Origin of the sequence: Gilliamella sp. wkB292 (assembly GCF_001690235.1) — a bacterium.
Taxonomy (GTDB): Bacteria; Pseudomonadota; Gammaproteobacteria; order Enterobacterales; family Orbaceae; genus Gilliamella; species Gilliamella apicola_F.
This window is the reverse complement of the sequence record NZ_LZGO01000077.1, coordinates 100,465-111,669: the sequence shown is the minus strand read 5'-3', so window position 1 is coordinate 111,669 and position 11,205 is coordinate 100,465. Positions and strand designations below refer to the sequence as shown.

At 37.2% G+C, this 11,205-nt stretch carries 12 protein-coding genes and 1 riboswitch; all 12 genes read left to right on the top strand.

Going from position 1 to position 11,205, the window contains the following annotated elements; translation table 11 throughout:
- Positions 1-486 precede the first annotated feature (486 nt).
- The 12 genes from A9G09_RS10600 (at position 487) to thiD (ending at position 11,120) form a co-directional block, all read left to right on the top strand.
- Positions 487-1,110, top strand: coding sequence for a LysE family transporter (locus tag A9G09_RS10600; RefSeq protein WP_065634800.1), 624 nt, complete (start codon positions 487-489; stop codon positions 1,108-1,110).
- A gap of 187 nt (positions 1,111-1,297) precedes the next feature.
- A complete protein-coding gene (gutQ, locus tag A9G09_RS10595) occupies positions 1,298-2,260 on the top strand; it encodes an arabinose-5-phosphate isomerase GutQ (RefSeq protein ID WP_065634799.1) in 963 nt (320 codons plus the stop codon).
- 186 nt (positions 2,261-2,446) lie between these two features.
- Positions 2,447-2,968, top strand: coding sequence for a shikimate kinase AroK (gene aroK / locus A9G09_RS10590; RefSeq protein WP_065634798.1), 522 nt, complete (start codon positions 2,447-2,449; stop codon positions 2,966-2,968).
- Positions 2,969-3,036: 68 nt separating this feature from the next.
- Positions 3,037-3,885 carry an SPOR domain-containing protein gene (locus tag A9G09_RS10585; protein WP_065634797.1) on the top strand — a complete coding sequence of 283 codons (849 nt, stop codon included), beginning with the start codon at positions 3,037-3,039 and terminating at the stop codon, positions 3,883-3,885.
- Positions 3,886-3,933: 48 nt separating this feature from the next.
- The gene (locus A9G09_RS10580) at positions 3,934-4,755 is read left to right on the top strand and encodes a Dam family site-specific DNA-(adenine-N6)-methyltransferase (protein ID WP_065634796.1); all 822 of its coding nucleotides are present in this window, start codon (positions 3,934-3,936) and stop codon (positions 4,753-4,755) included.
- Between the two features lie 37 nt (positions 4,756-4,792).
- Entirely contained in the window at positions 4,793-5,470 is a 678-nt protein-coding gene (gene rpe, locus A9G09_RS10575) for a ribulose-phosphate 3-epimerase (protein WP_065634795.1), read from the top strand.
- Entirely contained in the window at positions 5,463-6,158 is a 696-nt protein-coding gene (locus A9G09_RS10570) for a phosphoglycolate phosphatase (protein WP_065634794.1), read from the top strand. The genes rpe and A9G09_RS10570 overlap by 8 nt, the downstream gene beginning before the upstream one ends.
- 39 nt (positions 6,159-6,197) lie before the next feature.
- Positions 6,198-7,193, top strand: coding sequence for a tryptophan--tRNA ligase (trpS, locus tag A9G09_RS10565; RefSeq protein ID WP_065634793.1), 996 nt, complete (start codon positions 6,198-6,200; stop codon positions 7,191-7,193).
- A 76-nt stretch (positions 7,194-7,269) separates the two neighbouring features.
- Positions 7,270-8,673 (top strand): Trk system potassium transporter TrkA, encoded by a 1,404-nt coding sequence (gene trkA / locus A9G09_RS10560; protein WP_255307739.1) that lies wholly within the window; start codon positions 7,270-7,272, stop codon positions 8,671-8,673.
- A 39-nt stretch (positions 8,674-8,712) separates the two neighbouring features.
- Positions 8,713-8,815, top strand: a riboswitch (TPP riboswitch).
- A gap of 59 nt (positions 8,816-8,874) precedes the next feature.
- Positions 8,875-9,663 (top strand): hydroxyethylthiazole kinase, encoded by a 789-nt coding sequence (thiM, locus tag A9G09_RS10555; protein ID WP_081297547.1) that lies wholly within the window; start codon positions 8,875-8,877, stop codon positions 9,661-9,663.
- Positions 9,664-9,672: 9 nt separating this feature from the next.
- Positions 9,673-10,314: a thiamine phosphate synthase gene (gene thiE, locus A9G09_RS10550; RefSeq protein WP_065634791.1), complete on the top strand. Its 642-nt coding sequence runs from the start codon at positions 9,673-9,675 to the stop codon at positions 10,312-10,314.
- 11 nt (positions 10,315-10,325) lie between these two features.
- A complete protein-coding gene (gene thiD / locus A9G09_RS10545; protein WP_065634790.1) occupies positions 10,326-11,120 on the top strand; it encodes a bifunctional hydroxymethylpyrimidine kinase/phosphomethylpyrimidine kinase in 795 nt (264 codons plus the stop codon).
- The last annotated feature ends 85 nt before the right edge of the window (positions 11,121-11,205 follow it).

The window sequence follows — 11,205 nt, the reverse complement described above, 5'->3', positions numbered from 1 at the left end:
TACATACTGTATACTTATCAAGCTTATTATTTAACTTAAATGATAAAGCTCTAAACCATTTATCACCCCAATTAATTGTGTGAGATCATAAGAATGAAATCGTTTCACATAAAGCCAATCTATTAAGAAAATTAATTACCATCATCGATATAATTAATTTGACGTTGCGCAACGAAATAACTATCAACGTTATCTATTAAGCATTTTCGAGCGGATACTTCACTTGTAATAAGTACCTCAATAAACTCTATTTTGATTATTATGTAAAGAAAATGATAAACTTGTTGGGATAACTTTTTTATTTTTTCAAGAATACATATATACTATGGAAATATTGATTGCCAAGTAACGCGTTTTTATGCCTTTATCTACCTTTGTTATTTTACCTCTTTTGCGACTTAATTTTATTTTCGCTTCATTATTTAAGCAAAATTCCGGCATTGCTAGTTTAAATCAAGCTGCTCACTTGTTGAATTAGGCATAATTATGACTCTTGATACCGTACTTTTAGTTTCAACCATCAGTTGTCTTGGCATGATTTCGCCTGGTCCTGACTTTTTTTTGGTTTTGAAAAACAGCTTAACTTATAGCCGAAAAATAGCGCTGTTGACGTGTTTGGGAGTCATCACTGCAATATTAATCCATATGAGTTATTGTGTAGCCGGTGTGGCAGTACTGATTGCTGCTACACCATTACTGTATAATGTATTACGTTATGCAGGTGCCGCTTACTTATTATGGCTTGGCATTAAAGCATTACTTGCTAAACAGACCAATACTACTTATGTCAGTCAACAATTAATTGACAAACAAATGTCCGCTAAATCCGCGTTTATACAAGGGTTATTGTGTAACTTACTTAATCCTAAAGCAACCTTATTTTTTCTAGCTATTTTTACCCAAGTATTAAATGCTAACTCGTCAACCACCGACAAATTGTTAGTTGCATTCATCATTTGGATAGAAGCCGTATTATGGTGGCCATTTGTGGTTTTCATCTTTCAAACACAAGCAGTTCAACGACACTATTTTAAAATGCAATTAATTATCGATAAATTATTGGGGGTAATTTTAATCACATTGGGCATAAAAGTGGCTTTTGGGTTATAAATTATTATGTATTGATGTTTAAAGGCTTGAAATACCACAAATGCTTTAATGTCACACCTTTCTTTTTTGAATATTCGATCGTTAATTGATAAAATATCAGTAATCCGACTCTTTATAATCATTTTACGTTGTTATCACCGATTATAAATTCATTTTATTCATATTAAATGCGTTAGGCTTGTTGAAAATGGACAAATTATTACAATATGGTCGTGAGTTACTTGAATTAGAACTTCACGAAGCTCAAAAACTACCAAACCGACTCGGGCAAGATTTTATCAAAGCTTGTCAGCTGATTTTAACAACAAAAGGCAAAGTTGTTGTATCAGGTATTGGTAAATCTGGGCATATTGGTAAAAAAATTGCGGCCTCACTTGCCAGCACTGGTAGTCCAGCTTTTTTCATGCATCCTTCCGAAGCATTACATGGTGATCTAGGCATGGTGACCGAAAACGATGTTGTTATCTTGATTTCTTATTCTGGTCGGGCAAAAGAATTTAATTTTATTATCCCTATCCTTACAGCAATGAATGTGCCTATTATTGCAATTACAGGTGGATTAGATTCACCATTAGCTAAATCTGCTCAGGCTGTGCTTGATATTTCAATTGAAAAAGAGGCCTGCCCTATGGGACTTGCACCGACTTCGAGTTCGACCAATACTTTATTAATGGGCGATGCGCTTGCCATAGCTGTTATGCGTGCTCGGGGTTTTAAAGAAGAAGATTTTGCGCGCTCTCATCCTGCGGGGAGTTTAGGCGCTAAATTACTCAATCATGTGAAAGATGTTATGCGACAGGGCGATTTAATTCCCAAAGTACCACAAACGGCTACCGTATTTGATGCTATGTTAGAATTAAGCCGAACTGGTGTGGGTATAGTTGCAATCTGCAAAAATAATAATAAAATTGTTGGTGTATTTACTGATGGGGATTTACGCCGTTTATTACTCAAAAATGGGACATTGCAAGACAGCATTACAGACGTGATGACCAGCCCAGGATATCAAATACCTGAAAATTGGAAAGCAGTAGAGGCTTTAAAATCATTTAATGACCACAATATTACAGCTGCACCCGTTGTAAATAGCGAAGGTGAATTAGTCGGTGCGTTAAATATTCATGATTTACACCAAGCAGGAATAAGCTAGAAAACTATTACAAATACTTATTGCAAAAAGGTACTATCTATTGAGATAATTACCGACCTAAATTTTTGTCGTTAGACGGAGATCCAAGAAAAGTTACACAGTTAATGAGGTAAATGATTCAATCAGTCATAAACATTAACATTGTGTTGTATATTTTAACCAAAATTAATAGATGATGAAACTACAATGGCAGAAAAGCGAAATATCTTTCTAATTGGCCCAATGGGGGCTGGAAAAAGCACTATAGGCCGACAAATTGCACAACAGTTGGGCATGGAATTTTTCGACTCTGATCAAGAGATTGAAAAACGTACTGGTGCTGATATTGCATGGATTTTTGATTTAGAGGGTGAAGACGGATTCAGAGCCAGAGAAGAAAAAGTTATTAATGAATTAACTGAAAAACAAGGTGTAGTATTAGCTACCGGTGGTGGTTCAGTATTATCAAAAGAGACCCGTAATCGATTATCAGCACGTGGTATTGTTGTTTATTTAGAAACAACTATTGAAAAACAAATGGCAAGGACGCAAAAAGACAAACGTCGCCCATTATTACAAGGTGGTAATACTCCAAGAGAACTTTATGAAGAGTTAGCGGGAGAACGTGAACCTCTTTATGAAGAAATTGCGGATATCACAATTAAAACAGATGAACAAAGTGCCAAAGGTGTTGCGGGTTATATCATTGAAAAAATAGAGCAAATTTAAGCCATTTATTTTAACAATAATGGTTAGTCATAAAGCAATAAACCTTTTGGATAGGTTAAGGAGCAAGTATGCGTGTAGATAGAGATGACCGTTATATAACAGAACAACCTAGTAAGGACGCTAAGCCCTCGTTGACATTGCCAAGTTTTTTACAAGATTTTCCAAGAAAAAAATTAATTATTCTTGGTTTGGCAATCGTTATTATTCTGTTATTGCTTAGTTTAATTATCTTTCGATCTTCTTCACGTAAAAATGAACCAACGCTTGTAACGCCACCTGAAGTAAATAGTGTAAGTTCAGCTGACGCCAATACTACGCCTGTAACTGACGGACTAAACAGTCCAGCGACAAATGCAATGCCAACAGAAAGCGCTGGCGTTGCAAATCAGACACCAACTGAAAGTGCGTTAAATCAAACAAATACGCAACAACAACTGGATATTCCTAGCGATACAGGTAGCGACTTAGCAAATACAAATACGCCAACTGCTCCTTCAGTTAATCGTGATATAACAACGTCAACGAATAGAACGACAACAATTAATGACACTAACGGTAGAACCCATGTTTCACACCAAACAGATAGTCATAATCGAAAATCAACTAATAAAAAAGACGAAAAAACCAATACAGCTAAAAACGCTAAGATAGGAAACGATCGTTACGCAATTCAGCTTAGCGCTTCTAAATCGGCTGAAGGTTTAAGGAAACTTGTAAAACAAAATAATATTACTGATTATCATATTTATGAAACTAAGCATAAAAATGGTACGTGGTTCATTTTAATCAAAGGCAATTATTCATCAAGAGATGAAGCTCATAAAGCGATGAAATCTTTACCAGCAGTACTCCAAAAAGATAAACCATGGGTTAAATCTGGAGCCGCTATTAACAAAGAGAAAATTGCAAACAACTAAAGGATATCGTTCATTTATCCGACTACAAAGAAAAACTAGGAGTAACCGTTGAAAAAGCAACGAGCCTTTTTAAAATGGGCAGGAGGAAAATATGAGCTTGTGGACACAATTAGGCGATATCTCCCTGAAGGTGATCAATTAATTGAACCTTTTGTTGGTGCTGGATCAGTATTTTTAAATACACATTATAAAAGCTATATTTTAGCTGACATCAATCATGATCTGATTGCATTATTTAACTTGTTAAAATCCAGCCCAGATCAATTTATTAATGATCTTAAATTATTATTTACTCATCAGAACAACCAGTCTGATGCCTTTTATCAACTGCGCGATGTATTTAATCATAGTAAAGATCAATATATACGTTCACTATTATTTGTCTATTTAAATCGACATGGTTACAACGGCTTATGTCGTTATAATAATAGTGGTTTTTTTAATGTGCCATTTGGTCGTTATAAAACTATCTATTTTCCAGAAAGAGAACTCTATTTTTTTGCTAAAAAAGCTCAAAATGCCCAATTTATTTGTGCTCCTTATTATGAAGTAATGAAAAAAGCTAAACAAAATTCAGTAATTTATTGTGATCCCCCTTACCTTTCAGCGGGTAATTCGGCGGGTTTTACAGCCTATTATTCGAATAATTTTGGTTTTGAAGAACATAAAAAGTTATCGCAACTTGCTGAAAATATCGCCTATCAAAATGATATTCCGGTTCTTGTATCTAATCATGATACTTCTTATACAAGAAGCTTATATAAAAAAGCACGCCATCTTTATCGGGCCGAAATGCGTCGTTCGATTAGCTGCGCTGGTGAAGGGCGAAAAAAAATTGACGAGATTTTAGCACTATATCAAAAATCTTAAACGACAGGGATGAGCTTTTAGCACAAGAGGTTTTATCATGAAAGAATTTATTATAGCACCATCAATATTATCTGCTGACTTTGCTCGCCTTGGTGAGGATACTCAAAAAGTACTTGATGCAGGAGCAGATGTTGTCCATTTTGATGTAATGGACAATCACTTTGTTCCCAATCTTACCATGGGCAGTATGTTTTGTAAGGCACTGCGCGATTTTGGTATAACAGCACCGATAGATGTCCATTTAATGGTTACCCCAGTTGAGGAGCTGATTATTTCATTTGCTAAAGCAGGTGCAACGAATATTTCTATTCATCCTGAAGCGACCATCCACTTAGATCGTTCTTTACAATTAATCAAAGATCATGGCTGCACAGCGGGTATTGTGCTTAATCCTGCTACACCTTTAAGCTACTTAGATTATGTGATGGATAAAGTCGATATTATTTTAGTAATGGGCGTAAATCCTGGTTTTGGTGGACAATCATTTATTCCATCAACATTGAAAAAACTACAACAAGTAAGAGAGCGTATTAATCAATCTAAACAAAATATTCGTTTAGAAATTGATGGTGGTGTAAAAGTTGATAACATTGCCGAAATTGCTAAAGCTGGTGCAGATATGTTTGTTGCAGGTTCAGCAATATTTAGTCAACCAGATTATAAAACAGTGATTGATGCAATGCGTAAAGCGCTATCAGGAGTAACTCATGCCTAAACTCGACGATATTCAAGCCATCGCCTTTGATCTGGATGGAACACTAGTGGATAGTGTTCCTGGACTTGCGCTTGCAGCCCAGCATATGCTTGCCGATTTAAAATTAAATACGATAACCAATAAGCAAGTAAAAAACTTTGTAGGTAATGGCATTGATGTGATGTTAGAACGCATATTTAAAGCTATCAATGTCCAACCTTCTAATGAAATGTTTTCACAAGCCAAGGCACTCTTTAATCGACATTATGATAAGGTTATGGATGTAGAAACTAAGTTATTTCCACACGTCAAACAAACCTTAAAAGCATTACATGACAACCACTATCCACTTGCTTTAGTCACCAATAAACCTGCACAATTTTTGCCTGATTTACTGACTTCTTTAGGAATAAAAGAATACTTTTCGTTAGTCTTAGGTGGTGGTGATGTGATCAAATTAAAACCTCATCCAGCTGGACTTTATCAAGTGATGGCGGCCTTCGGTCTATTTAGTGATCAATTATTATTTGTGGGTGATTCTCAAAATGACATTATGGCAGCTAAAAACGCACATTGCCCTACTGTAGCATTGAGCTATGGTTATAATTATGGAATATCGATTGCAACAAGTGATCCCGATTTCTTATTTGATGATTTTAAAGATATATTAACGTTATTACCTCATCCCAAAGCTGATGCAAAAAAATAATTAGCAAAAAACAGAGCATAAATAAATTAGGAATAAATTATGAGTAAACCGATTGTATTTAGTGGTGCACAACCTTCAGGAGAACTAACACTTGGCAACTATTTAGGTGCTTTAAAAAATTGGGTTGCGCTACAAAACGAATATGACTGCATTTACTGTATTGTCAATCAACATGCGATAACCGTAAGACAAGATCCACAAAAATTACGCAAAGCAACGCTAGATACAATGGCATTATATTTGGCATGCGGTATCGATCCACAAAAAAGCACTATATTTGTACAATCTCATGTTCCTGCCCATGCAGAATTAGGTTGGGCGTTAAACTGCTATACCTATTTTGGTGAACTTAGCCGCATGACGCAATTTAAGGATAAATCATCACGTCATTCAGAAAACATTAATGCTGGTCTATTTGATTATCCTGTGCTTATGGCTGCTGATATTTTGCTATATCAAGCCAATTTAGTACCGGTTGGCGATGATCAAAAACAACACCTTGAGCTAACACGTGATATTGCTATGCGATTTAATGCACTTTATGGTGATGTTTTTACTGTACCAGAGCCATTTATTGCTAAAGTTGGTGCAAGAGTGATGTCATTACAAGAACCAACTAAAAAAATGTCTAAATCTGATGAAAACCGCAATAACGTGATCGGTCTACTTGAAAATCCAAAAGATGTGGAGAAAAAGATCAAACGAGCGATGACCGATTCTGACGAACCACCAGTAGTTCGCTATGACTTAAAAAATAAAGTCGGCGTTTCTAATTTATTAGATATTTTAACTGGCGTTACAGGTAAACCGATAGCAGAGCTTGAAAAAGAGTTTGAAGGAAAGATGTATGGTCATTTGAAAACGGAAGTAGCAACGCAAGTGATCGATATGTTAACAACATTACAAGCCCGTTATCATGAGTATCGCAACGATGAAAATTATCTATTTTCTATTATGCGTGAAGGCGCTGAAAAAGCGCGTGCTAAAGCCGAGCCGACATTGAAAAAAGTATACGATGTAATCGGTTTTGTTTAATAGCGAGTCGAATAAATAGCGCAAATTAAGGGTAAACTTAAACAATATTAATTGACATAAGTACGCTTGTCACAAGATAGCAAGCGTAGTAAAGTCATTTAACGATGATAGGTCTGTTATGAAAATTATTATTTTAGGTGCAGGACAAACCGGCAGTGCATTAGCTGAGTATCTGGTTACCGAAAAACAAAACGATGTTACTGTCGTTGATGAAGATCATGACAAACTGCAATCACTACAAGAACGCTTTGATTTACAAGTTATTTTAGGAAAATCTTCATACCCTCAGGTATTAGAAAGCGCCGGTGCCGAATCCGCTGATATGCTTGTTGCTGTAACCAATTCTGATGAAGTTAACATGATGGCCTGTCAAATTGGTCATGTCATGTTTAAAATACCGCAAAAAGTTGCACGTATTCGAGCGCCTGAATATAACGACGAAAAATATCCCTTCTTTAACAAAGATTGTATTAATATTGACCACATCATTGCACCCGAAAATTTAATCACTAATCATGTCAGCCGGTTAGTACAATATCCAGGCGCTTTACAATTTGCCTCTTTTTATGATAATCGTGTCTGTCTCGTTGCAGTCACTGCTTATTATGGCGGTGCATTAGTGGGCAGTGAATTATCTGAACTAAAAGAGCATTTACCGCATGTCGAAGCTCGAGTGGTTGCGATATATCGAAAAAATCGTTTTATTCGCCCAATCGGTTCAACCTTAATTGAAGCGGGTGATATGGTCTATTTTATTACCCCTCCGGTGAACATAAAAGCCGTAACAAGTGAATTACAACGCTTAGAAAAGCCCTATAAACGTATCATTATTAGTGGCGGAGGCGGTGTTGCTGTCGCTCTAGCCAAACGCTTAGAAAACGATTATCAAGTAAAGTTAATTGAACGTAATGCTCAACGAGCTGAGTTTATTGCTGAACAGTTGGTCAATACAACCGTATTACATGGCGAATCTTCAGACCAAGAACTACTCTCACAAGAACAGGTAGAATTAACCGATCTCTTTATCGCTGTCACCAGTGATGATGAATCTAATATTATGTCATCAATGCTGGCTAAACGAATGGGCGCTAAAAAAGTGATTGTACTGATTCAACGGCAAGCTTATCTTGAATTGATCAATGATAGTGTGATTGATATTGCTATTTCACCACAGCATGCCACAATCTCTGAGCTTTTAAGCCATGTAAGACAAACGGGTATCGTCAAAGTCGTTTCACTCAGACAAGGGGAATCCGAAATTATTGAAGTTGTGGCGAAAGGCAATAGTGATACATCAAAACTTGTCGGTAAAAATATCAATGGATTAAAATTACCTTCAGCTGCAACAATTGGTGCAGTAGTACGAGGTGAAGATGTGATTATTGTTAATACTGATTTAACTATTGAAGATAATGACCACTTAATCATCTTTTTACCTGATAGAAAAGCCATTACCGATATTGAAAGATTATTACAATAATCTTGTTTAAAACTTATACTCAGTTCATAATACACAAATTGTTTTGACTCGGGGTGTTTTTTGTTTGATACAAAAAACTGAGATTTTACCCGTTGAACCTGATCTGGATTATACCAGCGTAGGGAAGTCTAGCCGTTAACCTTCTGATTGGCAAATTCTTCCTAACCTGTTATAAGTTGTATTAATCGTTAAGGAAAGAATATGTCAGAGATAAAAACCTTTCAGGCTGAGCACGCCACACCATTTATTCACCTTGTTAAGCAGCAACGCCCATTAGTACATTGCATCACCAATGAAGTCGTGCAAAATTTTACTGCCAATATCTTATTGGCGATTGGTGCATCGCCAGCGATGATTATTGCCAAACAAGAAGTAAAACCATTTGTCGATATTGCCAATAGCTTATTAATCAATATTGGAACACTACATAGCAATATTGCTGAAAGTATGCTGTTAGCAGCCGAACAAGCCCAACAAAGCCGAACACGCTGGGTGCTTGATCCGGTTGCCGTTGGACCTGCCCTAGCTTACCGCACTGATATCGCTCAACAACTGTTAAACTATCAACCGACAGTGATTCGTGGTAATGCCTCTGAAATTTTAGCGCTAAATGGCGAACATTCATGTTCTAAAGGTACCGATAGCCAAGATTCGACAACGGTTGCATTAACAGCAGCTCAACAATTGGCTCGTCGTTATCAAACCATTGTCGCCATGACAGGCGATATTGACTATATCACTGACGGTGAGAACACCTATCGCATTGCGGGTGGAGATATTGCATTAACTTATGTCACCGGTACAGGTTGTTCATTATCCGCGATGGTTGCTGCGTTTATTGCTTGTGGTGCTGATAGTTTAGCTGCCACAGCCAGTGCTTGTTATATGATGAAAAAAGCTGGCGAGCGAGCCAATAAACAGAAAGGACTAGGCAGTTTTGCTGTGTCGCTTATCGATCAGCTTTCACTTTTTGTTGATGGTTCAAAATAAGGCAAGCAGATGAAAAAACAACTCGATTTAACCCTCTATTTAGTGCTCGATCCGCAATTGTGTGGCGGTATTCAAGGTATGCTTAATACCACCAAAATTGCCATCGAAAATGGTGTAACTACCGTACAATTAAGATCAGAACAAGAACTATCAGGTAAAGATTGGTATCACGCGGCTATGCAACTCAAACATCTTTTAAAAGACACGCCAGTACCGCTACTTATTAATGATCATGTCGATATCGCATTAGCAATAGACGCTGACGGCGTACATATTGGACAGCGTGATCTACCTGTTGCCGTCACGCGTCAATTAATCGGTGCAAATAAATGGCTCGGCTTTTCTGTTAGTAATCAACAACAACTTGATGCCGTTGAATGGAAATTGGTTGATTATTTGGGTATCGGGCCAATCTTCCCAACTTCAACCAAAAAAGATGCAGCTTCCGCCATAGGTACTGCACAATTAGCTGAACTGGTGAAACTCAAACAGTGTCCTGCGGTTGCCATTGGCGGAATTGGTTTATCCAATGTCATTGAGGTCATAAAAACTGGTATTGAAGGTGTCGCAGTAGTATCCGCTATTTGTGGTCAAGCAGATATTGCTAATGCCAGTCAATCGCTACTGACCAAAATTCAACAAGCAAGATAGGAAATCAAAGAATGACAACAGTTGCATTAACCATTGCCGGCTCCGATCCTAGCGGTGGCGCTGGTATACAAGCAGATTTAAAAACCTTTTCAGCGTTAGGTACTTATGGCATGTCAGTGATCACCGCATTAACCGCACAAAGCACGCAAGGCGTCGATGCTGTTTTACCTGTCTCGCCTGAATTTGTAGAAGCCCAATTTAATACTCTGTATCAGGATATCAACATTAATAGTGTAAAAATGGGTATGTTAATGAATAAAGAGATTGTGACAGTGGTTCATCATCTCTTAAAAAAACATCCGATTGCCAACATCGTACTTGATACTGTCATGGTGGCTAAAGGTGGTCATCCGCTACTGAAATCCGATGCGGTGAATGCAATCCGTGAATTACTCTTACCATTAGCCACCGTTATCACTCCGAATCTACCAGAAGCTGCTGCCCTGCTCGATTGTCAAGAAGCCAAAAATGAGGACGAAATGCAGGCACAAGGACATGCCTTGCTAAAATTAGGTTGTAAAGCGGTATTAATCAAAGGTGGGCATTTACTTAGTCAAGAAAGCCCAGATTATTTAATTACTCCAAGCCAAACAATTAGAATGGTATCGCCTCGTATCCAAACTAAAAATACGCATGGTACTGGGTGCACATTATCAGCTGCAATTACCGCATTATTACCGCAAAACAGTTTGCCAGATGCCATTCAACAAGCAAAGAACTACTTACAAGGTGCAATTAGTCATGCCGATGATTTATCGATTGGCAAAGGAATTGGTCCAACCCACCATTTTTATCAATGGTGGTAAAAGCTAGCGAGCAAAATAATGGATTGCTTGATGTTTGATTACCCATTATTAGGGAATATCATGGCAGTTGGTGAATTGAACGGGT